We start from the raw sequence: 26,140 nt of genomic DNA, 5'->3' as shown, positions 1-26,140 counted from the left end.
GCTATAATCCCCGCACGCTGGCGGTGAGCGTGCCGACGATCAGCGTCCAGCCGTCGCAAAGCACGAAGAGCATCAGCTTAAAGGGGAGTGAAACGATGAGAGGCGACAACATCATCATCCCCATTGCCATCAGAATACTGGCGACAATAAGATCGATCACCAGGAAAGGAATGTAGATCATGAAGCCAATCTGGAAGGCGGTTTTCAGCTCGCTCAGCAGATAAGCGGGCGTCACGATCGTCAAATCCTGTTCGCGAGCATCCCCCTCCACGCCCGCAATCGTCATGATCTGGGCCATGGCCTTTTCATTGGTTTGGGCAAGCATATACCGCTTCAGCGGTGCTTCAGCATTGACCAGCGCCTGCTTCAGGGTAATGCGATCGCTCTGAAAGGGTTCAACCGCATCGGTATAAATAGTGGTCCATACCGGTCTCATCACCAGCAGCGTTAGGGCCAGGGCGATACCGGTCAGGATTTTATTCGGCGGGCTGGATTGCAGGCCCAGCGCCTGGCGCAGAATGGCCAGCACGATAATAAAACGCGTAAAGCAGGTCATCATCAGGACCATAATCGGCAGCAGGCCGAGTAAGGTCATGAGGATCAGGATCTCAATCTTTACGTTGTAATCCTGGCCATCGCCGTTGGCTGCGGTGCTGAGCAGCGTGATATCGCCGTTCGCCGCCATCGCCTGCTGATTAAACAGCACGCCGAAAAGCAGCAGCGTCATGCCCCACAGAATAAGCTCGCGGTTCATCGGGTCAGCTCGCCCAGCTCTTTGGTGTTGAAATCGATGATCCGCAGGCCATACTTATCATTCAGTACGACCACCTCCGCCTTCCCAAACGGGATGCCGTTGACCTTGATGTCTAACGGCTCGCCGGCCATTTTGTCCAGCTCGATCACCGAGTCGCTGCTGATATTCATCAGTTCCGACAACGGAATATCCACGGAGGAGACCTCCAGCGTCAGGGTAACCGGGATACGGCTAAACAACGCCATACGGCGCATATCGGTCATCGACGCGTGTGAAGGCTCAGGCTGTAAATCGTTGCGGATAGTGCCTTCCGCCGGCGCGTCCTGCGGCATATCACTGAGGTTGAGATCGTCCAAATCCAGAGACTGGCTCAGCTCATGTTGCAAATCACTCATATTGTTTCTCGGGCGTCTTTTCATGGATGTCGCAGAAGAAAAGCTTGCCGTAATCTTCGGCTATTGTGGCTTCGAAAATCTGCTCTTTACCGATAAAAACGGGCATCGGTTCGTTGATGGTGATGGGGATAATATCCCCGGGTTTAATGTCGGCAATTTGCGCCACGGTGAGGTTCAGGCTGGCTAACCGACCGTTCAGCTTGATGGGTAAACTATCAAACAGGCGCTCCAGCTGAGCGGGACTCAACGAGTCCGTTTTTCGCTGCCGGTGTTCTTTTGATACGGGTGAGCGCAAATTTGCCAGCATCTGGTCAATGTGGTGGCTATCCAGCAGTATGCTGAAACTACCGTGCTTATACCCTTCCAGATTAAACGTAATACACCACGGCCACTGATTAATGACGGTGGAATAATCCACTTTAATCTCGAGATCTTCACCCAGCGTCTCTTTACAAATGATCAGCGACGTGAGCTCCTGACCCAGCTTGCTTTGTAAACGCTCTTCCGTTTTCGTTACCGGCATCGATTCATCTGGCTCAATATGCACACTGTCTTTATTAAGACCGTAGTAGTCGTGCAGGATATTTAGCAGCAGCAGGCGATCGATAACGAACCCGAGATTTCCATAGGGAGTGGAAAAAATCTGTGCATTTTTAAAATGACGGTCGACAGTAAATGTCATTGATTCCAGCGTGGCGTTTACCCGAAGTTTTTTCAGGAAGTAAATGCCAAGGCGTGCATCAAGGATGTCAAAGCTGTCGTTCATGGACTTAGGAAGTTTATGCCATGGACGACCAAGTTTGCTGATATCAAGTATTTCCAGCTCAGGAAGACTATCCTGCTGATGGATTCTGATGCGCTGGGTAGCAGGGTACATAATCATTCCGCTTTAATAACAATGCATGATGAAACCGTGGTGCGTTTTTACGACGCGCTGATGGGCTCTTCGACCATACGTAAAAATTTTTCTGAAAAAAAACGATTTCAGGTGGTTTTGTGTCGCTTTAGATAAATAGAGGATCACACACCGCAAGACACATTCACACGCTTTTTTTCAGAGTGAGAATTAGACATCTGTAGTCATTTTATTTCAAGACTATTCCGGTTATTAATCCATAATTAATTAGGATTAATTCAGTTTGATAACACCTATAACTCATTGTTTTGTATTGATTAATCCTTTAATACGCATTAAAAATAAGACAATTCTCAACGGAAACGTATACTAGGCAACACATTTTCAGGGAAGGTTTGCTTCCTGTGAAGAGTACGCAGATATTTGTTTTCTTTCATTGTTAATAGCTTATTAGTTTCTCCTTGTAGCGCAAGTGTGGAAAATAAGTTTGTTATCATTTTTTTAATAAATTTCTAACGTGCTGTTGGTTACATTGTTTTATTACTTGGGCTCAAAATATGAACATTATCATTGGGCGTGAAAACCGTAATGTAGATGGCGTTGTCGCTGTTTCACCTGCCAGCGTTGGCGTAATTTCATTGGCGCGGCGCGTTGCAAAATATAATGTTTCGGTATTGATTACCGGCGAAACAGGAACTGGAAAAGAGTGCATCGCCAAATATATCCATAAGCACGCTTGCGGTGACGATGCCCCCTACGTAGGTGTTAACTGCGCGGCAATTCCGGAAAGCATGCTGGAAGCCATTTTATTTGGCTATGAAAAGGGCGCTTTTACCGGGGCTGTCGCCAGCGTGGCGGGTAAATTCGAGCAGGCTAATGGCGGTACGCTGCTGCTGGATGAAATTGGCGATATGCCGCTCTCCTTGCAGGCGAAATTATTGCGCGTTTTGCAGGAGCAGGAGGTTGAGCGTCTGGGAAGCCATAAGCGTATCCCTCTGGATATTCGCCTGATTGCGTCCACTAATAAGGATTTGCAGCAGGAAATCGCCGAAGGTCGTTTCCGCCAGGATTTATTCTACCGTATTTCTGTTGTGCCTATTCATATCCAACCGCTGCGCGAGCGCAAGCAGGATATTTTGCCGCTGGTGCAGCGTTTTATTGATAAATATCGCGCTTTCCACAAGGGCAATATCCGCCTGAGCGAAGAGGCCCGTAAAGCACTCCTGGGCTATGACTGGCCGGGTAACGTCCGCGAACTGGAGAATGTGATTCAGCGGGGCATGATCCTGAGTAACGGGGAAGAGATAACCGCACAAGATTTTGGTCTTGAACCCCGCGTCCCGCTTCCTGAAACGCCAGCGGTCGATCTTATGCCTGCCTATCGCGAGCAGGAGAGCGGCAGCTCTGCCATTAAGGACGTTAAGCTTCACGGTCGTCTGGCGGAGTATCAATACATCATCGACCTGCTTAAACGCCATAAAGGCAACAAATCGAAAACGGCTGAGTTTTTAGGGATTACGCCGAGAGCGCTGCGCTACCGCCTTGCCTCGATGCGCGATGAAGGCATTGATATTGAATGCTATTCCTGAAGTTTGTAAGGAAAAATGATGGACAAGATAGGCGCTGTAGGTATGCAAACCACGCAGCAGATGTTGCTGAACCAGATGCGGCAAACGGCCAGACTGGCCTCTGCCGGTCAGATCAGCACGTTTCCAACCATTGCGCCGGCTCAAAACGCCTCTGCCGGTACGCATAGCGTCTCGTTTTCTCGCGTGCTGGATAACGCCATCAATCAGGTGGATGCATTACAGCACAGCGCGGGCGCAAAGCAGACCGCCATTGATATGGGTCAGAGCGACGACCTGGCTGGCGCGATGATTGAGAGCCAAAAAGCCAGCGTGGCCTTTTCGGCGATGATGCAGGTGCGCAACAAGCTTAACAGCGCGCTCGACGAAGTGATGAATACTCCGCTGTAAGGTTTGTACCGTGTTAAACAAAATCAAAGATCGTCTTTCCGCGCTCTCCCTGCCTGCCGGCCTGATGAGTACCCGACTGTGGGTGATTGCCGGGGGGGCGGCGTTAGCGATCGCTATTGTTGCCTCCCTGTGGAACCGCAACCAGGGCTATGTTGCGCTGTATGGCGCGCAGGAAAACATTCCTGTCTCACAGGTGGTTGAGGTGCTGGGGGGGGAAAATATTCCCTACCGTATCGACCCCAACAGCGGGCAGGTGCTGATCGCAGAGAGCAAACTTCCTCAGGCGCGTATGGCGCTGGCCGCTAAGGGTATCAGTGCGATCATGCCGGACGGCTATGAGCTCATGGACAAAGAGGAGATGCTGGGTAGCAGCCAGTTTGTCCAGAACGTGCGCTACAAGCGCAGCCTGGAAGGCGAGCTTGCAAAGAGCATTATGGCGCTCCAGCCGGTCGAGCATGCGCGCGTCCATCTTGGCCTAAGCGAATCCAGCTCGTTTGTCCTGACGAACAAACCCAACAGCAGCGCGTCGGTCATGGTTCAGCTGCGCTATGGCAAAACGCTTGATGAGCAGCAGGTTGCGTCGATCGTCCAGCTGGTATCTGGCTCGGTGCCCGGTATGGCACCGGGCAGCGTGCGCGTGGTCGATCAGGCGGGCAACCTGCTGTCGAGCGGCATTGAGGGCCAGGATGGCACCCTCGGCGAAAAGCGTCTTGCTAACGATGTGACGCAGCGTATTCGCGAAGATACCAGCAAAAATGTCTCCAGCCTGCTGACGTCGCTGGTGGGCAGCGACAATTTCCGCATTAGCGTTGCACCCACCGTCGATTTAAGCCGCGTAGAGGAGACGCAGGAGCGTCTGGGCAAAGAACCGAAGGTGAGCGACGAGCAGCTGAGCCAGGAGAACATCACCAATGAGATGGCGTTTGGTATCCCGGGGTCGCTGAGCAACCGTCCGGTTAACCAGAATCCTCAGGCTGCTGCGGCACAGGCCGCGGGCGGCGAGGCGACCGCTGGTAATACCGCGACCGCCAGCCCGTCCTCCGATCCGCGCAAGCTTTCCGCGCGCAGTCAGGAACAGCGTAAATACGTATTCGATCGCGATATTCGCCATATCCGCCATCCCGGTTACAAGCTGCAAAAGCTGAGCGTGGCCGTTGCGCTGAATAAATCAGCCCCGGCGCTGGCCGCCGCGACCCCGGAACAGCTGGCTTCGATCACCCGTCTGGTGGAGAGCGCGGCGGGCATCGACAAAACGCGTGGCGATGTGCTGACGCTGGATGTGCTGGCCTTCAACGTACAGAAACCGGTTGAAACCGAGGTGCTGGCGTGGTGGCAGGATCCTGATATGCAGTTCTGGGGACAAAACCTGGGGATTGGCCTGCTGGCATTGTTGACGCTGCTGTTCGGCGTGCGCCCACTCGTTAAGCGCCTGGGACGACGCGAACGCATTGAACACGAGGCCGATGTGCAGGAACTGCCTGTCGTTACAACGGAAACACCGCCGCAGGAAGATGAACTTTCTGTGCTGCCGAAAGCGGCATTCAATATCAATGACGACAAACTGCCGCCGCAGAGCTCCGGTCTGGAAACCAAAGTCGAGTATCTACAGGTTCTCGCCCAGAACGAAACGGAGCGTGTAGCGGAGGTTCTGAAACAATGGATTAACAGCAATGACCGAAGCAACGCGAAATCAAATGAATAGTTCTGCTGGCCGTAGCCCCCTTGAACAGGCCGCTATCCTGCTGATGAGCGTGGGCGAAGAGGCCGCAGCGCAGGTAATGCAGAAGTTTAACCGGGAAGAGGTGATGCTCCTGAGCGACACCATGGCGCGGCTCCACGATGTCAAAATGAGCCAGGTGCGGCAGGCCATGAATAATTTCTTCTCTGATTACAGTGAGCAGAGCGGGATTAACGGCGCCTCGCGTTCCTATCTGCGCAGCATTCTGGAGAAGGCGCTGGGCAGCGAGATCTCCCGCAGCGTGATCAACGGCATCTATGGCGAAGAGATCCGCTACCGCATGGCTCGCCTACAGTGGGTTGATACCCCACAGCTGGCGGCGCTGATCGAGCATGAGCATTTGCAGATGCAGGCGGTGTTTCTTGCCTTCCTGCCGCCGGACATCGCCGCGGGCGTGCTCGGCGTACTGCCGCGCGAGCGACAGGATGAAATTATCTACCGTATTGCCCGGCTGGACGACATCAACCGCGACGTGATTGATGAACTCGATCGCCTGATCGATCGCGGTATTGCCGTTCTCTCTGAACATGGTTCGAAGCTGAGAGGGATCAAGCACGCAGCGGATATCGTCAACCGCATTCCTGAGAATCAGCAGGAGCTGTTGGACCAGTTGCGTGAACGCGATGAGAGCGTCGTTGAAGAGCTTCAGGACGAAATGTACGAATTCTTTATCCTCAGCCGTCAGTCTCCGGTCACGCTACAGCGTCTGATAGACGAAGTGCCTATTGAAGACTGGGCCGTGGCGCTCAAGGGAACCGAGCAGGTCCTGCGCGAAGCGATCTTCAACGTTATGCCGAAGCGTCAGGTAACGCTGCTGCAAAGCACCGTTACGCGCCTTGGTCCGGTGCCGATCAGCCGCATTGAGCAGGTGCGTAAAGAGATCATGCAAACGCTGCGTCAGCTGGTGGATGAGGGTGAAATCCAGGTACAGCTCTTCGCAGAGCAAACGGTGGAATAAGCCATGTTTACAAAACGGCGTATTTCGCCGCAGCCCGTGTTTACCGCCCGGCCAACCGACGTAAAGCCGCGGCCGTATAAGTTCCCTCCGTTAAGAAAGGGAGTGAACGTGCCCGACGTGCCGGGAGCCGGCAACGAGCCGGTCTCACTGAACCCCGCTGAATATCAGCAGCGGCTTGAGGAGGGATTTCGGGAGGGAATGAACCAGGGCTTTGCGCAGGGCGTGGAAGAGGGTAAGCAGGCGGGATACCAGGAAGGCATGCGGCTTGGCTTTGAAGAGGGCATGACGAAAGGGCAGGCTGAAGGGGCGCTTCAGGCCCGCCAGCTGTTTCTTGAGGCGGCAACACCCTTCGAGCAGATGACCGCCAACGTTCAGCGCTTTCTGGACAATTACGAGCAGCGCCGTCGCGAAGAGCTGCTACAGCTGGTCGAAAAGGTCACCCGGCAGGTTATTCGCTGCGAGCTGTCGCTCCATCCAACCCAGCTTTTAGCGCTGGTTGAGGAGGCGTTGACCAGCCTGCCGCAGCCGCCCGAACAGATTCGTGTCCTGCTCAACGCTGAAGAGTTCCGCCGCATTAGCGAAGCGGAGCCCGAAAAAGCCCGTGAGTGGGGCCTGGCTGCGGACCCGGGGCTGGCGCTCGGGGAGTGCCGCGTAGTGACCGAGTCTACCGAGATGGACATTGGTTGCCAGCACCGTCTCGACCAGTGTGTTTCCGTATTAAAAGAAAAACTACTGCCAGAAGAGAGCCATGAGCAATCTTGATTTTGAACACGCGCTGCGCTCTATCGAACAGATTGATCTGGCACGCGTTGCGGGTCGTCTGGTACGGGTTAACGGTATCCTCCTCGAATGCGTGGGCTGCCGTCTGGCGATAGGCCAGCTCTGCCACGTGGAGAGCGTTGAGCTCGACATGATTGACGCTCAGGTTGTCGGTTTCGATCGGGACGTCACCTTCCTGATGCCCTTTAAGCAGCCGTCCGGGCTGATTGCTGGCGCGCGCGTTTTTCCTGCCGGAAAGAGCGAAGGCATCATGATTGGCGACGCGTGGTTGGGCAGGGTGGTGAACGGCCTCGGCGAACCGCTGGATGAAAAAGGCAGGCTCGGCGGGGATACATTACTGTCTTCCCAGCTTCCCCAGGTACACCCCCTTAAGCGCCAGCCGGTGGTGTCGCCGCTGGACGTGGGCGTGCGGGCCATCAACGGACTGCTGACCATCGGTAAAGGCCAGCGCGTCGGACTCATGGCGGGTAGCGGGGTGGGAAAAAGCGTTCTGCTGGGGATGATCACCCGTTATACGCAGGCCGAGGTGGTCGTGGTGGGCCTGATTGGCGAGCGTGGCCGCGAGGTGAAGGAGTTTATTGAAAATTCCCTCCAGGCCGAAGGATTGGCGAAATCGGTGATTGTTGCCGCGCCGGCGGATGAATCGCCGCTGATGCGCATTAAGGCGACCGAACTGTGCCACACCATTGCCAGTTACTACCGCGACAAAGGGAAAGACGTTCTGCTGCTGGTGGATTCCTTAACCCGCTACGCGATGGCGCAGCGCGAGATTGCGCTTTCGCTGGGTGAGCCCCCCGCAACCAAGGGTTACCCGCCTTCGGCGTTCAGCATGATCCCCCGGCTGGTGGAGAGCGCGGGTAACAGCGAGAGCACAGGATCGATGACGGCGATCTATACCGTGCTGGCGGAAGGGGACGATCAGCAGGATCCGATCGTCGACTGTGCCCGAGCGGTACTCGATGGTCACATCGTGTTATCACGCCACCTGGCGGAGGCGGGGCATTACCCGGCCATCGACATAGGCCAGTCAATCAGCCGCTGCATGAGCCAGGTGACGGCGCGCGAGCACCAGCTGGCCGCCCGCACCGTTAAGCAGCTTTACGCGGAATATCAAAATATCAAACCGCTGATCCCGCTGGGCGGCTATGTTGCCGGCGCCGATGCGCTGGCGGACAAAGCCGTTCGACTCTCTCCGGCCATCGTCGGCTTCCTACAGCAGGAGGTTCAGGATGCGGCATTGCTGGCGCCCACTATCAGCGATCTCTGTGCGCTGGCAAACGCAGGATAAGTAATGATGAGCAAACTTATTTCAACGCTAGAACAGCTGCATCTTATGCGCTCCCGCGCCGTCGATGATTTAAGCCTCAAGCTGGCTACGCAAAAACAGCTTTGCCAGCGGTTCGAGAAAAATATCGACTCGCTCTCTTCCCTCGCGTCCGGCATGGCGAATTCGAACCTCAACAGCCCGGTGATGATGAGTAACCAGTCGACGTATAAGCACGTTATCCAGCGGGTTATCGACTGGCAGAAGCAAGAGCATGCGTTGGCAAATCTGGAAGCGCAAAAGATGCAGGGGACGCTTGTGGCCGAAGCCAGGCGCGAGAAGAGCCTTGAGCTCGTGCTGGAGGCGAAACGCCGCGATCGCCAGCAGGAGCACAATCGCCGCGAACAAAAAATGACCGACTCTATTTCTGCTCAATGCTGGCTGCGCCAGCAGCAGATCACCACACGTCAACGATAAGTGTTATGAAGACTGTAAAACAGCCCGCCCACTCCTCTTTGATTAACGCGCTTATGGCGCGCAATAAGCGCACTCAGCCGTTGCCGACGCCGTTTGTGAGCGTTATTTGCCCAACCTATAACCGCCGCGAGTTTCTGCCCTACCTGCTCTATATCTGGCAGTATCAGGACTACCCTGCTGAAAAGCGCGAGCTGATCATTCTTGACGACTCGCCCGTCAGCAATGCCGATCTCGTGGAGATGATGGTCGATCCGGCTCAGGCTAACGTGCGCTATATTCACAGCCCCGAGCGGTTGGTGCTGGGTAACAAGCGTAACCGCCTCAACGACCTGGCGAAAGGGGAATACATCATCTGCTTTGATGATGATGACTATTATCCGCCAAATAAAATCTCTCATCAGGTTGCGGAGATGCAGGTAAATAAGGCCCTGTTCTCCGGCAGCGATCGGATTTACATCTGGTACAGCCATCTCGACAAAATCTATATGACCCACGGGTTTGGCCCGCGTCATGCGCTCAACGGTACCTTTGGCTACCACCGTAACTTCCTGAAAAAGCATCGCTACCTTGACGATGCCTCGTTGGCGGAAGAGGTGGGATTCCTGAAGGACTTTACCGCGCCGGTTCTTCAGATTGACCCAAAACAGGCGATCCTGTGCATCTCACATAGCAGTAATACGTACGATAAAGACTTTGTGCTCAGCTCCTCCACGCCGGTGGACCTGACGCTGGAGGACTTCGTCAGCGATCCCAACCTTCTGGCTCATTATCGTCGCCTGAGCACCGCGCCGCTCAACACCCAGGTGAACTGGAGCGCGTTTGAGAAAATTGCCGTGCTTTACGATCCCCTCGAGGAAGCCGAGCTGCCAGCCTGCTGCGAAAACCTGAAATCCCTGGGGATTAAAGAAGAACAGCTCTGGACCGTTGCCAACGCGCAGGGAAGCTCGCCCGAGGATAGCGAGCTGCAAACGCATTATCAGGTGATTGCAAAGGCGCAGCAGCAGGGCTGGAAAAATGTGCTGCTGCTTGATGCAAAGCTGCGCTTTGTCAGAAAAGAAAACGTGGTTACCAACATCAATAAGCTGCTCAACGGTTTGGATCAGATCAACTGGCAGATGCTGTTGCTGGGAGGGCGCTATGACAACTTCACTCCGACCCAGTCGCTGCAAGGGGTGGCCCGTATTTACAGTGCCGGCTGCGCCTGCGCTTACGCGGTAAATGCGAACTATTACACCATACTGCTGGATGCCTATGAACAGACCATAGCGCTGAAGGCGAGCCTGGACCGCTGCTGGAAGGTGCTGATGCGTTATGACGCAATATGGCTCGGCTTTAGCCCGAGCTTCGCCTTCCTACAGCACTGGACCGATCCACAAAACGGAAAGGTGATCGACTGCACCCACTGGTTTTTCCGTAAACAATCTTAAGACGCTATCGCTGGAAGAGAACAGACATGGAACTGATTGAACAATACCAACCCGAATTCGTATTGCGCTTTGACGCGCGTGAGACCCGCTGCGACTGTCCAACCTGTAAGGATGCCGATGACGCGTGGCCGCACAGCAGCGTGAAGTTTAAAAATCAGCAGCGCGATAGCCTGGATATTCGCTGCGAGACGGCGGCGCATGAAATGCTGCTGAGTCCTGACGCGTTTGTTCTGCACGAGGCAAAGATTGCCGCGAGCGCAGAAGAAACCTTGTCAGCCTGGAGCGAAACGTTAAATCAGCAGTGCATTAATCTGGCCATTCATCCGGCGCTGTCGCTCGAAGTAAGCCTGTATGGGATAGGCGTGCTCCTCAGCAAAGCGCAACATTATCGCGATAACGGCGAGCTTTCTCCGGCGCTGCTTGAAGAGATGGGCGCGCAGCTGAGCCTGTTAGCAGAGCAGGGTGTTCTGACCCAGCAGTTCACGATGCTGCCGCCGATTAATGAGCATCGCATTGCCACGTTAAAAGAGATGGGCACGATGCGCCTGGATCTGAATTTACCCATGGTGGATAAAATAGGCGTAGCGCTGAAGCTGAGCGAGCTGTCAGTAATGCAGCCAACCCGCTTGACCGACCGATTGCATGAGCTGGAAGCAGCCTGGGGGGAAGCGACGATCCTCCACGATAACCCATACATCATGCGCAATTTAATTATCTATTCACTCTATCATGACGTGTTTCCCGGCGTTGACTGCGCCAGTTACGGTCAGGCCTTTTTAGATCTGGCACGTCAGGTATTCCAGTTCAAGATGCTGTGTGCCTTCCGCGCAGAGCAGAAGGCACTGGCGCAGGAGGATATCGCGCCGCTTGTTAGCGCCCTGCGCGACTGGCACCTGAAGAATGCGGCAGGGGAAACACAAAATACCCCCGACTACAGCCTGTTGTATGGATTATCGCTTCTTTAGTGGCGCCTGCGCTGCCGTTTACGCGTAATACACCCGAACGGCACGAAACAAATAACAACATTAAAGGATACTCGCGAATGGGTAATATTGTACGTTTTCCGGTAAATACGTTGGTCTCTGATTATGGCGTCACCCATTTTATTGAGACGGGGTATGGTAAAGGGATCTCGTGTCGAGCCGCTATCGCCTATGGCTTTTCTAAAGCGCTATCGTGTGAAATCTATCCCGATCTGCACAGCCAGGCGATACAGAATGAGAAGATTTCCGTCGCGCTCTCCGACAGTACGGATTTTATCCAGTCCGACATCGTTAACCAGACGCTGGAACAGAACCGCTGTTTAATTTTCCTTGATGCCCATTACCCCGGCGCGGATTTTGGTTATGAGGACTATAAAACTGACAAATGGGACAAGGAGACGAAACTCCCCTTGCTCAATGAATTGCTCGCGCTACAGGGTAAGTGCAACAACAGCGTAGTTATTATTGACGATTATCGTATATATCTTAAGGAACGAGAGGTCTATCAGGGGCCGATTGGCGACATCGCGGAGAATGATTTTGAGAGCCGCGAGCTTTTCATCAAGCTCTTAAATGGTTTCAGCGCTACGCACGAAATACACTTATTGCCGCATGACACGGGATACGTCATTTTGTGGCCGAAAGCCTGGGGTGAAAATGTGCTTGTTCCTTATATTTTCCCGGGCGATCCGACCGCGACGTTCAGCGTAACGCCAGGCGTGCCGGGCACCACGTCGATGTCGATTAACCGCCGACTGCACGATTCACGCTTTTCGACTCGCTGGCTGGTTGGCTATGGGCTGGATATTGGCGGAGGCAACGACAGTATCGGTATTTATCAATCGCTTTTCCCGTCAATTAAAGCGGTTACGCTTTATGATATGCCACAGGGTGATGCGCAGTTCCTGTATAATGTGCCGGATAATGCTTTTGATTTCGTCTATTCTGCACACTGTCTGGAGCATATGGTTGATCCAACCATCGCGATAAATAACTGGTTCCGCGTTTTAAAGCCAAACGGCCATATGATCCTCACCATTCCTGACGAAGATATGTATGAGCAAGGCGTTTGGCCTTCAACCTATAACTTCGATCACAAACATACGTTTACGTTAGCGAAAAAGAAGAGCTGGTCACCCGTGTCGATTAATGTTCTGGACCTGCTCAATAAGTTAAATGGAACGTATGAAATTCAAAAGATTGAGCTGTTGAATCAGAGCTATTTAACAAATGTTCCGCGCATAGATCAGACCAGAACGCCGTTTGCAGAGAGTGGTATCGAAATTGTCATTAAAAAAATTGGCGACTAACACGTCGCGATAATTGTTTTATAAACGCCATGTGAAATGGCGTTTATAACAATGCGCGCACGCTTTGGTACTGAATGGAGTCGAATTTCTTGGTGAAGTTGAATATATATATTCAGGATGAAGATGCCTGGCATCTTTTCCCGATTATAGATTATGCAAAAAACGTCAGTCAGAATGATTATTACCTTTTCTTTTTGAAAAGAAAGTATCCTGGGTTACATAATGACAAAAATGTCATGGTATGTGATTTCCCGGCCGCCGTTACGGATGAGTGGTGTAATACTCTTTCTCAATTTGCCTGCAAAATCAACGCAGACGCTGTCACGATCCATGCGCCTGTCCACTGTGGTAAGTCGATCAACTTTCCGCTACTCCAGGCTTTCAGGCAGAAGGCGCACGCGTTCCGGCTCGCCTTCTGCCTCTATGAGACGCGCATCGTTGACGCCGTTTTTCGACAAGAGCTTAATAAACTCCTCTATGAAGGGCTGGACGTGCGCGGCTTTTCGCAGCAGTTAAAGCGTAAAGTTACGCATCAAAATGCTGAGTGGAGCCCAGTCTATAATTATCTGTTTAACGCTCTGGTAAACACAACCTATTACCTGTCTGATTTCCACCGGAATACGTATAAAAAGTTTTTTGCAGCGCCGCAGTTTCGTTACTGGAGCCAACTGCTTAACAGCATTAACGCTGATGCCGCCGCAGGCGCACTCAGGTTGCTGGGCGTGGATAATGTTATTCTTGATTCATTGCGTGAAATGAACGAAAAGAAAAAAACATTATTTTTCGTTAATGATGGTGAAACGCATCTCCTGGGGCAGGAAGGAAAGGGCGCCTGTTTACAACAGGAAATTGATGCCGATAGCGTTGATTATATCGTTATCCTGAATAGTAAAGGATCGATTCCGCTAAACGTAAGTGGCGCGAATGTCATTGCGCTGCATGATAATATCACTTTTGCATCTTTATTGTTGGCAGGCGTTGCGCCACGCAACGTTTACGGATTCCCGGTCTTTGAGCTTTTTCTCGCGCCGGCAAAAAGCATCCAAAAAATATTTTTCCATGAGCACGAGAATTTTTCAGAAAATGCAACGCTGGGCCGCTATCTTGCCCTAAATGGTTTTGCTAAAAAAACCTTCCGTTATGTTAAAGAAACTCAGAGAAAAATAGCTGGTAACTATTCTACAAAGCATATCTTTCTTTTGGCTGAGTCCATGGGGGATGTCCTGTTTGCTGCTGGAGCGCTCAACGCGCTTCGCGACAGGCTGGAAGGCCCATTTATCTGTATCGTGCCCAAAATTTATCACGATCTATTATCGCTCTGCCCCTGGGTGGATGAGCTCTGGGAACCTCAGTACTTTACTCAACAGCAGGCGGCAGACATTTATATTGCGCAGCAGCTGGGGCAATACCACTTACCAAGCCACGTAAAACATATTCTCGACAAAAAGCATCAGATTGATTCTTTTGTGGACGCCTTTGGGGGCGAGCCGGTCGACGATAGCAGGAAATCGATTGTCCTGTTGCTTGACGCGCTTGATAAGCGGCATGTTGACGCGTTTATGAACGACCACGGCTTAACGGGGGCGGATAAAATCGTTTTGGTTCACCCTAACGTAGGCGTGCCAAACCGAACCTGGCCACAGCAATACTGGGAAGCGCTTATCGCGCGTTTCGTCGACGACGGATGGTCCGTGGTGCTGATCGGCAGTAATACCAACTTTTACTCCCATAAAAAAGCGCTGGAGATTGAAAATGCTGCCGTGGTGAATGCCATCGATCGGTTTACGATACTGGAAACGGCCTATTTAATGACCCAGGCTACACTGCTTGTCGCCTGTGATTCCGGACCCGTGGCGTTAGCGGGGGCAACCGATATTGCTATTTGCGCCCTCTATTCGGTTGTGCCCGGAGAGTATCGTTTGCCCTGGCGTCACGGTGAGCAGGGCTGGAATTCACTGGCGGTGGATATCCCCTGTAGCTATTACCATTGCGCCAGCTCCTATCGTCTGGGCTCGAATGAGAAGTTTGATGAATGGTGCCCCAATAACAGGTCCTATGCCTGCATGAGTGGCTTCATGCCCGATGATTTTTATTCGCGCATCCAGCGCTTTATCGCGTCAGATAAGTTCTTCGATCGACGTGTCCAGAAGAAGACGGGCCCGGCGGAATAACGGGCGAATCTGTTCAGACGTGCGGCCCGATGCTAGTCGGGCCGTCTTGCCTGTTATTGATGATTACGCAGACTCGGGAACGTCTATCTCGAAGAGCGTTTCATTCAGACCATTGGTCGTCCCCCACAGCTGATGTGCAAAGGCACGCCCCGGTCCGAGATATCGTTGTCCGGTAAAATGTTGGGGTAAAAAGTAGTGGCTTGGCCAGTAGGTAATATTCGCGTATCCCAGTTCCCGGACGGTATCCGTCAGGAATTTCGGCCCCGTTACAATCCACGGCAAATCGTAAATGACGCTTTTTTTCTGCTCAAGCCGCATGATTAATTCAGCCATCAGTGCCGACCGTGGCTCTGATGCCACAAAGCAGTTCGCGATAAGGCCAGGACGGACGATCTCATTTTCCATGCTGGCGCAGACCTGGCTGTCAAAAAGCCAGTCCTCAAGGGGACGCAGGCATATCGAATCTGCATCCACCGCAAATCCGCCGTGATTAAAAAGAATTTCGTAACGCATAATATCTGCCGCCCCGCACATCCTGCCTGATTTAATCATCGCGTCGATATGCTTTTTATTAATCCATTTAGTCTGGCGTAGCGCGGCATTATTCCAGACTTTTACCGTCCATGAGGGATTGTTTTTTTTCCAGGTATCAATCATCTTTCGCGGCGTTTTGGTTTCGTCGCCGATCCAAACAACATGAATGATCTTAGGTATTCTCATAATGCTATTACCGAAAGCTTTTTGTAATAATGTTCAGTATGGTCCACGACACACCCCTCCGTGTCGGACATTCCCGGCGTGGGATGCCCTGCGACAGGGTACATACCGATCCATCGGTGCTGCTGCATTAACGGCAGCCATGTATTTTCAAGCGCATATTCATGGGGGCTGCCTCCCTTGAGCAAATATCCCGTCGCCGTGGCGAAGCAGGCACGCATGGTGTCACGATAATCGCGGTGAACGGCATAGGCACAGGCGGAGCCCGCGTCGACAGGCTTCACTATCCGGTCCGTGCTTTTAAGTGTGATGACCTTTCTGTAACGGGTGCTTAAGAGGGCGCAGTGCCAGTCAATCTTCTTCAGCGTTTGCAGGAACGCGTTGAGGCGCTCTTTTGCCTCAGCGGTGGTGTCGAAGATCATATTGTCTTCGAGAATAAGAACATTTCCCCACCCTTCTGAGATTGCCGTTTCAACCGCCGCCAGATGGGAGCGGGCGCGTCCAATTTGCCCGACAAGATGGCGGGTTGCCTCAACGCGGTGAATCAGATGGGGCGGAATACCGAGCGACCGAAGCTCTTTTTTGATCGTGTTTTTGCGATCGTGACGCTCTTTTAAGTTGATATAAATGACTTTGTCAAAAACTGACCAGTCGATATCCATGTGCAACGTTTCCTTAGAATCTAAACCAGTAAGAAAATGACAGCGTTTTTATACCTGCTGCCCTGTACTGAGCGATGAACATTCATCAGACGTTCTTGCGTAGCGGTTATCAGAACTATATTTGCTGATACAGCCAGTTTTCCGGTTCGCTGCTGTTCAGCAAATTTTGCAGAATATCGTGCTGCATGTTCATCAGGGTGCCGTTGTATTCATTGCGATGCTGGCAGTCTTCAACCTGTTTTTGAAGCGTCTGCCACAGGGCCGCGACGGGGGCCTGATGAGAGGAGGGCAGGCGGGCAATGAGGGTTTTCATGCCTTCGCCACTGGCAGTGATGCCGAGCTGTTCAAGAAGGCGTCGACGTTGTTGGCTATTGTGTGAAATTTGCTGGTATAGCGCCATAATTTGCGCGTTGACGCTATCCAGCGATGCAGCATTGCGGGCGATGATATGATGACGCTGCTCCATGAGCATTTCGCCTAGCGTCTGGTAGTGTTTTCTGTCTTCGGTCATACCCTGAATCAGGGCTTTAACGCGCTGTGCGGCGTTAGTCATAGTTACCTCTGGTAATACTTCTGCATAGCCGTCGCCAGCGAATCAACGTCAATACTGATTTTGCCGCTGCTGATGGCATCTTTCATTTCGGCGACGCGCGCCATGTCAACTTCCGGCAGTGCGCTAAGCTGGGTCTGCGCTTCGCCAAGGACCGGGTCGATAGCGGCGCTGCGAACCACAGCTGAACCTTCCTGTGCCACGGTAGGCGTTTGTTCTGCGCTGCTGGCCTTATTAATCGCGGTGGCCAGGTTGAATTGTGTTGTTGAAATTTTCATCGCTTTGCCCTCATTTTCTTCTTTCGTTGTGGTTGCGCATGAATCTTGCTCTGCGGAAGCCTGATTTCCTCTGCCATTGCAGGAAATAAGCGGCCTGCGAAAGCGAAAACTTAAACGCGGCGGAAAGATTTTTATAGGGTGGAATCGTTAACCGTTTGCACAACGCCTCTCTCCGTCACAACGGCGGTCACGACCTTTCCGCTGCTCTGGTTTTTGACCTTAATGGTCTCGCCTTTACGTCCTTTCTTCATGGCCTCGCCAACCGTGCGCGCTTCCACGCCATTTTGTACCGCCACCATCATCACGCGCTGGCCGCGCTCGACGAGCAACGGCATGTCTAACTGATGTTTTGTGATGGGCTGGCGATCGCGGATGCGGCGTTTCACCGTCATGCCGACAACATCATCTACCTGCGTCAGATACTCCCCGCGGGTGCTGTTGATGTTGATTTTTTTTGTCGTGACGTCTTCCTCGCTGAGCACCTGATCTCGCTCAAGGGCGGTTTTAGCAATGATTACCGGCAGGTAGATATCCGGCTTCACCGTCACGGCGGTCTCCCACCCCTGACGATCGTTGCAGCTCACGTTGAGACGCAGACGGTAGAAGTCAGGGTTTTCACCGCCGTAATGGGATACCGCGAGTTTCTGACTGCATGAGCGATATTGCGATGCTTCGGCGGGAATAAAGATGTTCATCTTTGCCTGATAGTCGGGCCAGCGTTTCCGCCGGGCCTCCTGACGAATCAGCGATGCCGTATGGCTCTGAGCGGCTGCATAGATTTGCTTACGGGCGCTGAGGGGCGCCGTATCGTTAGCCGAGGCAGTTGAAAGGTCAGTGATAAGCAGCGGCAGTGCAGCGAATAAGCGGAAATGCCGCTTCATACTTTGGGTGAAAAATTCTTTAAATCTTATATAAATCATGGAATTGCAACCTTGGCACGATTATTGCTTTCATTGTTGTGCATCGTGCAGGTTTAGCATCAGAGGGAGTGAATTGTGAGTATAACTTTTGACAAAGCCCTGGGCGTTCATCCACAGGCTGTAGCGCTTCGACTTTCCCGAGCAGAGTTGCTATCAGCCAATCTGGCAAACGTCGATACCCCCAACTTCCAGGCTAAAGATATTGACTTTGCCGCAGAGATGCAACGGTCGCGGTCAAGTTTTTCCCTGCCGTCTTCGCCGCAGGAGATGTATCGCGTGCCGTATCAGCCCTCGTCAGACGGAAACACCGTGTCACTGAATGTCGAGCAGGCTGAATTTGCCAAAAACACGCAGGACTATCAGATGAGCCTGGCTTTTTTAAACATGAAATTCACGGGCCTGAAAAAGGCCATTGAAGGCAAGTAATCCAGAACAGGTAACGACGAAATATGTCTTTTTCGGATATCTATCGCGTTTCGGGGTCGGCGATGACGGCGCAAACAGTGCGTCTTAACACTATTGCCAGCAACCTCGCGAATGCGGAAACCGCCTCGGCTACGGAAGCCGACACCTATAAGGCAAGGCGCCCGGTCTTCGCAGCGGTTTATCAGAACGATGAATTAATGCGTGACAAGGCGCTAAGCGGAGCCCGCGTTCAGGTCATGGATGTCGTTGAAACCGGCAATGCGGTCCAGCGCTACGAGCCCAATAATCCCATGGCAAACACCGAAGGTTACGTCTACTACCCGGATGTCAACGTCGTGGAAGAGATGGCGGACATGATGTCTGCTTCGCGCGGATTCGAAACCAACGTTGAAGTTTTAAACAGCATCAAAAGTATGCAGCAAAGCCTGCTGCGGCTTGGAGAAGCGTAATCATGAATGTTGAAAGTACCTACAGCAGCAGCCAGGCCACCAGCTCCGCGCCAAATGTGGCCAGCAACAGCACCGTCTCAGGGATGTCGGGCATGTTTATGCAGCTGCTTGTGGCCCAGATTCAAAATCAGGATCCGCTCAACCCGACCGACGGAACGGAATACGTCAGCCAGCTTGCCCAGCTGACGCAGGTGCAGTCCATGGAGACGGTATCACAGCTGATGGCGAACAACGCCGTCTTGATGGATAACCTACAGACCCTGGCCACCGGCAATTTGGTGGGCCAGCACGTCATGGTGCAGACCAACACGATCGAGAGCGATGGTGAAACGGCGCTTAATGGACGCCTGACGCTGGAACATTCAGCCAACGTTGTGACGGTAATTGTGAAAGATGCTGCCGGCGTTGAGCAAAAAATCGAACTGGGCAAGCAGGAAGCCGGCCTCGTGGACTTCACTATCGATCCGCAGGAGCTTGGGCTGAGCGAAGGAAAATACACCCTGAGCGTGGTGACCGATACGGGGGAAGAAACCGTGCAGATCGAGGTGGGCGGCATCGTCAAAAATGTGCGTATCCCGCTTGACGGTAGCGCAACGGTGCTGAACGTCGGCGGTATGGGCGAGATTGCCTACAACAACATTAGCCAGTTTGGTAAGACTTCCACAGACGAAGCCTCAAAAGATAAAGCCTGAAGTGAATCAGGCCGTTAATTAAACAGGAACGATTATGAGTTTTAGTATTGCAACTTCTGGACTGAACGCGGTTACTGAGCAGCTTAATGCTATCTCAAATAATATTGCCAACTCCGGCACCGTAGGCTTTAAGTCGGGCCGCGCAGAGTTTTCCGCGCTGTATGCCGAAAGCCAGCCGCTGGGCGTTGGGGTAACAGCCGTCACGCAAAGCATTACCAAAGGAGGAAGCATCACTTCCACCGGTAGCGCGCTCGATCTCGCGATTAACGGTAACGGCTTTTTCATGGTCCAGGACAGCGCTGGAACGACCGCCTTCACCCGTGCCGGTTATTTTAATACCGACAGTAACGGAAACCTGGTGAACAACCAGGGAATGTATTTACAGGGGTATCCGGTTGATGCCAACGGCAAGCTACAGGTGGGCACGATAGGTAATCTGAATATCAGCAGCGGTTCGATTCCGGCAAAAGCGAGCGGCAGCATTGATTTTACGGCAAACATGGATGCACGCGCGGAGGTTCCGGCGACCACCCCGTTCGATCCGAAAAACAATACGACCTATAACAACTCTTATACCACTCAGGTCTATGATTCACTGGGCCGCGAACATACGTTGAACCAATATTTTGTCAAAACCGGCACCAATACCTGGGAAGTCCACTATTACATGGACGACGTGGCGGTAACCGACAGCAGCGGTGCTGCCGTCACGCAGGCCCTGACCTTCAACAGCCAGGGTGTGCTGACCTCTCCAACCAGCGCCGTTAAGCTGGATGCGGCTATCGCCGGCGCGGACGATATCAGCGTTTCGCTTAACTATTCTGGCTCGACTCAGTTTGGTTCCGATTTCTCCGTGAGCAAAAACAAAAGCGATGGCTATGCGTCGGGTGAGCGTACCGGGCAGGCGATCGACGAGGATGGCTGTGTCTATGCCACCTTCTCCAACGGCGAGCGCCTGCTTCAGGGGCAGCTTGTACTGGCCAACTTTACCAATCCGAACGGCCTTCAGTCGCAGGATGGTACCACCTGGGCTCAGACCGCCAGCTCCGGCGCGCCGCTGACCGGTGCACCGAGTACGGGACTGCTGGGCTCAATTGTCTCCGGGGCACTCGAATCCTCAAACGTCGACCTGACCTCTGAGCTGGTTGGGCTTATGACCGCGCAGCGCAATTACCAGGCGAACACGAAGGTCATCAGCACCAACGACACCATGATGAACTCGCTATTCCAGGCCGTGTAATTTATGGATCGCTTACTTTTTACCGCCGTGAGCGGGGCTTCGCGGAGCCTCAATCAGCAGCAGATCCACGCGAATAACCTGTCCAACGTGAATACGCAGGGATTCCGCAGCGATTTAGATAATGCGGTGGCGAAGCAGATTGCCGGGGAAGGGTACGCTTCCCGCTATCTGGCGCAGCCCACGCAGGGTGGCGTAGATATGTCACCCGGCGCGGTGCGTGAAACCGGGCGTGAGCTGGATATTGCCATCAAGGGCGATGGATTAATCGCGCTGCGGAGCGGCAACCGGGAAGTGTATACCCGCAATGGACAAATCAACGTGAACGCCGATGGCGAACTTTCCATCAACGGTCTGCCGCTGGAAGGCGACAATGGCCCGATTGTTCTACCGCCTTTCGCCTCACTGAGCATCAGCGAGGATGGCGTAATCAGCATCGTGCCGGAGGAGGCCGATATTGCGACGCCGTTAGACGTTGACCGCATCAAGCTGGTGAACATTCCCGCTGAGGCGCTGAGTAAAAACGACGCCGGTTTTCTTATCACCAACGCGACGGAAAATCCGCGCGATGAGGAGGTGACCGTTGCGGCCAGACACCTGGAGTCGTCCAACGTGTCGGCCATCAGCGAAATGGTCTCGAGCATTGCGCTAGGACGACAGTTTGAAGCGCAGATCAAAATGATGAAAGCGGCGGAAGATCTTGCTAACGCAGGTAACCGCCTGCTTCGCGTCTCTTAATGACTTCATGAAGGAATAAAGATGAATCCCGCTTTATGGATCAGTAAAACCGGGTTAGCGGCGCAGGACGCCAGAATGACCACCATCTCTAACAACCTGGCGAACGTGAACACCCCTGGCTTTAAACGCGAACGCGCCATGTTTGCCGATCTGTTTTACCAAAACCAGCGCACCCCGGGCGGCCAGCTGGACCAAAACAATATTGCCCCCACGGGCATCCAGTTCGGGACCGGCGTCAAAATCGTCGGCACTCAGAAAGAGTTTACCGTGGGAAGTATTCAGAACACGGGCCAGAAGCTGGACGTCGCGATCTCCGGTCAGGGCTTTTTCCAGGTAGAAACCGCCAATGGGGATATCGCCTACACGCGTGCGGGCAACCTGCAAAAAACGCCGGACGGCATTCTGACGAATGCTCAGGGGCTGCCGTTAATCCCGCAGATTGAAGTTCCTGAAAATGCCAGCGACATCCAGATTGCGAAGGACGGCACGATTACCGCAACGGTTGCGGGGGAAGATGAACCGGTCGAGCTCGGCCAGCTGACGCTGGTGAACTTTGTTAATCCAGCCGGACTGGAAGCGATTGGCGGCAACCTCTATCGCGAAACTGCCGCCAGCGGTGAGGCGGTTGAGGGGGTGCCGGGAGAGGATGCGCTCGGTCTACTGGAGCAGGGCTCGCTCGAAGGCTCAAACGTGCAGGTTGTAGAGGAAATGGTGGACATGATCACCGTCCAGCGTGCCTATGAAATGAACGCCAAAATGGTTTCTGCCGCAGACGACATGCTGAAGTTTGTCACCCAGTCCATGTAACGGCAGAGCAAGTAAAGTGAGAGAGATGAAAAAGCAGGTAGCAGTGGGTTTGCTGATGATGGCACTGTCGGGGTGTGAAAGCCCCGCGCTGCTGGTCCAGAAAGACGATGCGGCGTACGCGCCGCCGGAAGACTTTGCCATGCCTGATACCCGGGTACGCGGTGGAGGGGTATATAACAGCAACTATAACTGGTCGCTTATTCAGGACCGCCGCGCCTACCGCATCGGTGACATTCTGACCGTTAAGCTGGACGAGTCCACGCAGGCTAGCAAGCAGGCGCGTACCAATTACGGCAAGAAAAACGATGTCTCCCTCGGCATTCCGGAAGCGTTCGGCCATTCCGCCGATACGCTTTCCGGGACAGTAGACGGTGAGCGTAACTTTAACGGTAACGCGACGTCACAGCAGCAGAATAGTCTGCGGGGTGCCATCACCGTTGCGGTGTATAAGGTGCTGCCAAACGGGGTCCTCGCCGTGCGTGGCGAGAAGTGGTTAACCCTTAACCAGGGCGATGAGTATATCCGCGTTACCGGCCTGGTGCGCGCCGATGATATCGAACGCGATAACACCATTTCGTCGCAGCGTATTGCCAATGCGCGCATTTCCTACGCGGGACGCGGCGCGCTCAGCGATGCCAATGCGGCGGGCTGGCTGGTTCGCTTCTTTAATCATCCGCTGTTCCCAATTTGATGGAGGCCATGATGTTACAGCGCATTTTGGTACTTCTCTGTCTTATCTGTGGTGCCGCCGTCGCGCAGCCTCTGCGCGACGTGGTGGATATTCAGGGCGTGCGCGGAAACCAGCTGATCGGGTACAGCCTCGTGGTAGGGCTCGACGGCACGGGTGATAAAAACCAGGTGAAGTTTACCAGTCAGTCGGTAACCAACATGCTGCGTCAGTTCGGCGTACAGCTACCGACAAAGATCGATCCTAAAGTCAAAAACGTCGCGGCGGTGGCGATCAGCGCGACGCTGCCGCCGGGATATTCGCCCGGGCAGACCATCGACGTTACCGTTTCCTCTATTGGTGATGCGAAAAGCCTGCGCGGCGGTACGCTGTTGTTAACCCAGTTGCGCGGTGCTGACGGCGAAGTCTATGCGCTGGCGCAGGGGAACGTCGTGGTCGGCGGGGTTAAAGCCGAGGGAAATAGCGGCTCCAGCGTCACGATTAATACCCCGACCGTGGGTCGCGTACCAAACGGGGGGTCCGTAGAGCGAGAGATCCCCACCGACTTCCATCAGGAACCGATGGTGATGCTCAACCTTAAGCGCCCGAGTTTTAAAACCGCCAATGCCGTTGCGGTCGCCCTGAACAATGCGTTCGGGCCCGGAACCGCGACGGCGCAAAGTGCCACCAATGTGGCGGTACGCGCGCCGATGGGCGCCGGAGAGCGAGTCGCGTTTATGTCTTCCCTCGAAGATGTACAGATTAATGCGGGCAAACAGCGTCCGCGCGTTGTGTTCAATGCCCGTACCGGTACGGTGGTGATCGGCGATGGGGTTATCGTGCGTGCGGCGGCTGTGGCTCACGGCAACCTGACCGTAACCATTCGGGAATCGACGAATGTCAGTCAGCCAAATGCGTTCGGCCAGGGGCAGACGGTTGCGTCACCGCAAAGCGACGTGAGCGTGAATCGTGGCCACGGCCAGATGGTTACCGTTCCCGCCGGGACGAGCTTACGCAGCATCGTTAATACCCTCAACAGTCTGGGCGCAGCGCCGGATGATACGATGGCCATTCTCCAGGCGCTTCATGAAGCAGGTGCCCTGGAAGCAGAACTGGTGGTGATGTGATGTTAAGCGCAATCAACCGACAGCAGACTATTTTGCCCGGTGATTTTACCGGGCAGATGAAACCTCAAAACCTTGAACAGGCTGCCGAGCAATTCGAAGCCATTATGCTGCGTTCGATGCTCTCGCAGATGCGTAAGGCCTCGGACGTGCTGGGCGAAGATAATCCCTTCACCAGCAAACAGCAGCGGATGATGCGGGATTTTCATGACGACAGGCTTGCGGCAGAGCTGGCGTCAATGCGCAGTACCGGCATGACACAAATGATCGTTAACCAGCTCTCTCCGCAGACGGTTTCCCCGCTTAAGAATGCGGTCGACATGGCCGCTTTACAGGAGCAAACGCCAGCATTTAATACGCCCGTCACACAACCGACGCAGCGGGCAGGAGTAAGCCATGAGCATGATTAATATTGCCTTCAGCGGGTTGCAGGCTGCCCAGTTGGGCATGACCGTGACATCTAACAATACCGCTAACTATCTTACGCCCGGCTACAGTCGACAAGGGATTATGCAGAGCGCCATAGGCCCGATGGGACAGACGGGGCTTTCGGCGGGAAGCGGCGTCCAGGTGGACAGTATTCGTCGTATCTCCAACCAGTATCTGGTGAATCAGGTCTGGCAAACCAACAGTAAGGCCAATTTCTACAGCACGGGTAATCAGTACATTAGCGCGCTGGAGCAGGTATTGGGTACGGATTCGACCAGCCTGGGCAATGGCCTGGACGATCTCGTTAGCGCCCTGAGCGCCTTGACGCAGGAGCCGGAGTCGCAGGCGTTACGCCAGCAGCTGTTGAACCAGGCGAACAGCCTCGCGACCCGCTTCAACAGCGTGAATGACTTCATTAACAGCCAGAAAAGCTCCATCAATACCCAGCGCGATGCGGTCGTGCAGGAGATAAACACGCTCAGCAGCAGCATTGCGGATTATAACCAGAAAATCATTGAGATGGATTCTACTGGCGGTAACAGCAGCGTGCTGCGTGACCAGCGAGACGAACTGGTTAAGCAGCTCAGTTCCATGACGGACGTTAAGGTCACTGAAGATAGCGGCGGCTACACGGTTTCGTTGAGCAACGGTCAGCCGCTGGTCAGCGGGAAGACCGCCGGGCAGCTGAGCGCGGGGACTGACAGTCAGGGTAATCATACGCTGACCCTGACGTTTTCAAGCAGCGAGTTTTCCCTTGACCCGTCCACGGGCGGTCAGTTGGGTGCGCTTTATGAATACGAAGTCGGCACCCTGAAGCAGATGAACGATGCGGTGCTGGGGATGGCGGAGTCGCTGGCGGATCTGTTCAACAATCAGCTGGCTCAGGGTTACGATCTCAACGGCGATCCGGGTAAGCCCCTGTTTACCTTCGACCCGACCAATCCGGCGGGCATTCTGCAAGTCAACGATCTGGAGCCGGAAGAGTTGGCGCTTTCGGGCAAAGCGGATGAGCCGGGTAATGGCGATAACCTTAATGAACTCATCAAGCTGAAAAACCAAAAAACCACTATTCCGGGCCTGGGCAATATGAGCCTGAGCGAGGGAGCGGCGGCGATTATTTCGAGCATCGGTATCGCCAGTAAGCAGAACCAGACGGAAATGGAGGCGGCGGTTGCGGTCAATACCGAGGCGCAAACTCAGCGTGACAACGTCAGTGCGGTAAACCTCGATGAGGAAGCTATCAACCTTCAGATATATATGCAGGCCTATACCTCCAACATGAAAGTTATCTCCGCTGGAAATGAAATTTTCAACGATCTGTTGAGCATTTTTTAAACGCAATCAGGAGCACTAAC

Annotated in this window: 29 protein-coding genes; 21 read left to right on the top strand and 8 right to left on the bottom strand. The window is 53.6% G+C overall.

What is annotated here, in order from left to right:
* Window position 1: 1 nt before the first annotated feature.
* Genes fliP through INF58_RS02535 form a run of 3 tightly spaced genes read right to left on the bottom strand, consistent with a single transcriptional unit; the run spans window position 2 to window position 2,026 of the window.
* Window positions 2-727 carry a flagellar type III secretion system pore protein FliP gene (gene fliP, locus INF58_RS02545; protein WP_226848244.1) on the bottom strand — a complete coding sequence of 242 codons (726 nt, stop codon included), beginning with the start codon at window positions 725-727 and terminating at the stop codon, window positions 2-4.
* Window positions 728-750: 23 nt separating this feature from the next.
* Complete coding sequence (gene fliN, locus INF58_RS02540) at window positions 751-1,149, bottom strand: flagellar motor switch protein FliN (RefSeq protein WP_063450833.1); 399 nt, start codon at window positions 1,147-1,149, stop codon at window positions 751-753.
* Window positions 1,142-2,026, bottom strand: a complete 885-nt coding sequence (locus INF58_RS02535; protein ID WP_063450832.1) for a FliM/FliN family flagellar motor switch protein — start codon at window positions 2,024-2,026, stop codon at window positions 1,142-1,144. Before INF58_RS02535 ends, fliN begins: the two co-directional genes overlap by 8 nt.
* Window positions 2,027-2,562: 536 nt before the next feature.
* Here INF58_RS02535 and INF58_RS02530 point away from each other — a divergent pair.
* The 11 genes from INF58_RS02530 to INF58_RS02480 all read left to right on the top strand — a co-directional run bounded on the left by INF58_RS02530 (window position 2,563) and on the right by INF58_RS02480 (window position 15,089).
* Window positions 2,563-3,594 (top strand): sigma-54-dependent Fis family transcriptional regulator, encoded by a 1,032-nt coding sequence (locus INF58_RS02530; RefSeq protein ID WP_193526923.1) that lies wholly within the window; start codon window positions 2,563-2,565, stop codon window positions 3,592-3,594.
* An 18-nt stretch (window positions 3,595-3,612) separates the two neighbouring features.
* Complete coding sequence (gene fliE / locus INF58_RS02525) at window positions 3,613-3,981, top strand: flagellar hook-basal body complex protein FliE (RefSeq protein WP_193526939.1); 369 nt, start codon at window positions 3,613-3,615, stop codon at window positions 3,979-3,981.
* Between the two features lie 10 nt (window positions 3,982-3,991).
* Window positions 3,992-5,683 (top strand): flagellar basal-body MS-ring/collar protein FliF, encoded by a 1,692-nt coding sequence (gene fliF / locus INF58_RS02520; RefSeq protein WP_193526922.1) that lies wholly within the window; start codon window positions 3,992-3,994, stop codon window positions 5,681-5,683.
* Window positions 5,652-6,677, top strand: coding sequence for a flagellar motor switch protein FliG (locus tag INF58_RS02515; protein WP_107534585.1), 1,026 nt, complete (start codon window positions 5,652-5,654; stop codon window positions 6,675-6,677). Before fliF ends, INF58_RS02515 begins: the two co-directional genes overlap by 32 nt.
* A gap of 3 nt (window positions 6,678-6,680) precedes the next feature.
* Window positions 6,681-7,439: a flagellar assembly protein FliH gene (fliH, locus tag INF58_RS02510; RefSeq protein ID WP_063450827.1), complete on the top strand. Its 759-nt coding sequence runs from the start codon at window positions 6,681-6,683 to the stop codon at window positions 7,437-7,439.
* Complete coding sequence (gene fliI / locus INF58_RS02505) at window positions 7,426-8,745, top strand: flagellar protein export ATPase FliI (protein WP_193526921.1); 1,320 nt, start codon at window positions 7,426-7,428, stop codon at window positions 8,743-8,745. Before fliH ends, fliI begins: the two co-directional genes overlap by 14 nt.
* 3 nt (window positions 8,746-8,748) lie before the next feature.
* Window positions 8,749-9,198: a flagellar export protein FliJ gene (gene fliJ / locus INF58_RS02500; RefSeq protein WP_226848238.1), complete on the top strand. Its 450-nt coding sequence runs from the start codon at window positions 8,749-8,751 to the stop codon at window positions 9,196-9,198.
* A 5-nt stretch (window positions 9,199-9,203) separates the two neighbouring features.
* Window positions 9,204-10,625, top strand: a complete 1,422-nt coding sequence (locus INF58_RS02495; RefSeq protein WP_193526920.1) for a glycosyltransferase family 2 protein — start codon at window positions 9,204-9,206, stop codon at window positions 10,623-10,625.
* Between the two features lie 26 nt (window positions 10,626-10,651).
* Window positions 10,652-11,590: a hypothetical protein gene (locus tag INF58_RS02490; RefSeq protein WP_193034189.1), complete on the top strand. Its 939-nt coding sequence runs from the start codon at window positions 10,652-10,654 to the stop codon at window positions 11,588-11,590.
* 77 nt (window positions 11,591-11,667) lie between these two features.
* A complete protein-coding gene (locus INF58_RS02485) occupies window positions 11,668-12,918 on the top strand; it encodes a class I SAM-dependent methyltransferase (protein WP_193526919.1) in 1,251 nt (416 codons plus the stop codon).
* Between the two features lie 92 nt (window positions 12,919-13,010).
* Window positions 13,011-15,089: a glycosyltransferase family 9 protein gene (locus INF58_RS02480; protein ID WP_370552640.1), complete on the top strand. Its 2,079-nt coding sequence runs from the start codon at window positions 13,011-13,013 to the stop codon at window positions 15,087-15,089.
* Between the two features lie 63 nt (window positions 15,090-15,152).
* On the opposite strand, the gene INF58_RS02475 is transcribed toward INF58_RS02480, so the two are convergent.
* From INF58_RS02475 to flgA, 5 genes are all read right to left on the bottom strand, one after another.
* Window positions 15,153-15,809, bottom strand: coding sequence for a glycosyltransferase family 32 protein (locus INF58_RS02475; protein WP_197711249.1), 657 nt, complete (start codon window positions 15,807-15,809; stop codon window positions 15,153-15,155).
* Window positions 15,806-16,468 (bottom strand): glycosyl hydrolase family 25, encoded by a 663-nt coding sequence (locus INF58_RS02470; protein ID WP_193526917.1) that lies wholly within the window; start codon window positions 16,466-16,468, stop codon window positions 15,806-15,808. The genes INF58_RS02475 and INF58_RS02470 overlap by 4 nt, the downstream gene beginning before the upstream one ends.
* A 115-nt stretch (window positions 16,469-16,583) precedes the next feature.
* Window positions 16,584-17,021, bottom strand: a complete 438-nt coding sequence (locus INF58_RS02465; protein WP_107534592.1) for a flagellar protein FlgN — start codon at window positions 17,019-17,021, stop codon at window positions 16,584-16,586.
* A 2-nt stretch (window positions 17,022-17,023) separates the two neighbouring features.
* Window positions 17,024-17,296 carry a flagellar biosynthesis anti-sigma factor FlgM gene (gene flgM, locus INF58_RS02460; protein WP_107534593.1) on the bottom strand — a complete coding sequence of 91 codons (273 nt, stop codon included), beginning with the start codon at window positions 17,294-17,296 and terminating at the stop codon, window positions 17,024-17,026.
* 131 nt (window positions 17,297-17,427) lie between these two features.
* Window positions 17,428-18,177, bottom strand: a complete 750-nt coding sequence (gene flgA, locus INF58_RS02455) for a flagellar basal body P-ring formation chaperone FlgA (RefSeq protein WP_227414982.1) — start codon at window positions 18,175-18,177, stop codon at window positions 17,428-17,430.
* 114 nt (window positions 18,178-18,291) lie between these two features.
* Between flgA and flgB the strand changes: the two genes are divergently transcribed.
* The 10 genes from flgB to flgK are packed head-to-tail and all read left to right on the top strand — an operon-like array spanning window position 18,292 to window position 26,120.
* Window positions 18,292-18,642 (top strand): flagellar basal body rod protein FlgB, encoded by a 351-nt coding sequence (gene flgB, locus INF58_RS02450; RefSeq protein WP_063450817.1) that lies wholly within the window; start codon window positions 18,292-18,294, stop codon window positions 18,640-18,642.
* A 23-nt stretch (window positions 18,643-18,665) separates the two neighbouring features.
* On the top strand, window positions 18,666-19,091 hold the full coding sequence (gene flgC / locus INF58_RS02445) for a flagellar basal body rod protein FlgC (RefSeq protein WP_107534594.1): 426 nt from the start codon (window positions 18,666-18,668) through the stop codon (window positions 19,089-19,091).
* A 2-nt stretch (window positions 19,092-19,093) separates the two neighbouring features.
* Complete coding sequence (gene flgD / locus INF58_RS02440) at window positions 19,094-19,783, top strand: flagellar hook assembly protein FlgD (RefSeq protein WP_107534595.1); 690 nt, start codon at window positions 19,094-19,096, stop codon at window positions 19,781-19,783.
* A gap of 34 nt (window positions 19,784-19,817) precedes the next feature.
* Window positions 19,818-21,023 carry a flagellar hook protein FlgE gene (gene flgE / locus INF58_RS02435; protein ID WP_107534596.1) on the top strand — a complete coding sequence of 402 codons (1,206 nt, stop codon included), beginning with the start codon at window positions 19,818-19,820 and terminating at the stop codon, window positions 21,021-21,023.
* Between the two features lie 3 nt (window positions 21,024-21,026).
* Complete coding sequence (locus tag INF58_RS02430; RefSeq protein ID WP_063450813.1) at window positions 21,027-21,758, top strand: flagellar basal body rod protein FlgF; 732 nt, start codon at window positions 21,027-21,029, stop codon at window positions 21,756-21,758.
* 21 nt (window positions 21,759-21,779) lie between these two features.
* Window positions 21,780-22,565 carry a flagellar basal-body rod protein FlgG gene (flgG, locus tag INF58_RS02425; protein WP_063450812.1) on the top strand — a complete coding sequence of 262 codons (786 nt, stop codon included), beginning with the start codon at window positions 21,780-21,782 and terminating at the stop codon, window positions 22,563-22,565.
* 25 nt (window positions 22,566-22,590) lie between these two features.
* Window positions 22,591-23,256, top strand: a complete 666-nt coding sequence (flgH, locus tag INF58_RS02420; protein WP_063450811.1) for a flagellar basal body L-ring protein FlgH — start codon at window positions 22,591-22,593, stop codon at window positions 23,254-23,256.
* Between the two features lie 11 nt (window positions 23,257-23,267).
* Complete coding sequence (locus INF58_RS02415; protein WP_063450810.1) at window positions 23,268-24,359, top strand: flagellar basal body P-ring protein FlgI; 1,092 nt, start codon at window positions 23,268-23,270, stop codon at window positions 24,357-24,359.
* On the top strand, window positions 24,359-24,766 hold the full coding sequence (locus INF58_RS02410) for a rod-binding protein (protein ID WP_193526915.1): 408 nt from the start codon (window positions 24,359-24,361) through the stop codon (window positions 24,764-24,766). Before INF58_RS02415 ends, INF58_RS02410 begins: the two co-directional genes overlap by 1 nt.
* Window positions 24,753-26,120, top strand: coding sequence for a flagellar hook-associated protein FlgK (flgK, locus tag INF58_RS02405; protein WP_107534598.1), 1,368 nt, complete (start codon window positions 24,753-24,755; stop codon window positions 26,118-26,120). Before INF58_RS02410 ends, flgK begins: the two co-directional genes overlap by 14 nt.
* Window positions 26,121-26,140 lie beyond the last annotated feature (20 nt).

This window comes from Enterobacter cloacae complex sp. P24RS (genome assembly GCF_014982165.1).
Classification (GTDB): Bacteria; Pseudomonadota; Gammaproteobacteria; order Enterobacterales; family Enterobacteriaceae; genus Enterobacter; species Enterobacter quasihormaechei.
Note: the sequence above shows the minus strand (reverse complement) of the source record. Positions and strands in the feature narration are given on the sequence as shown.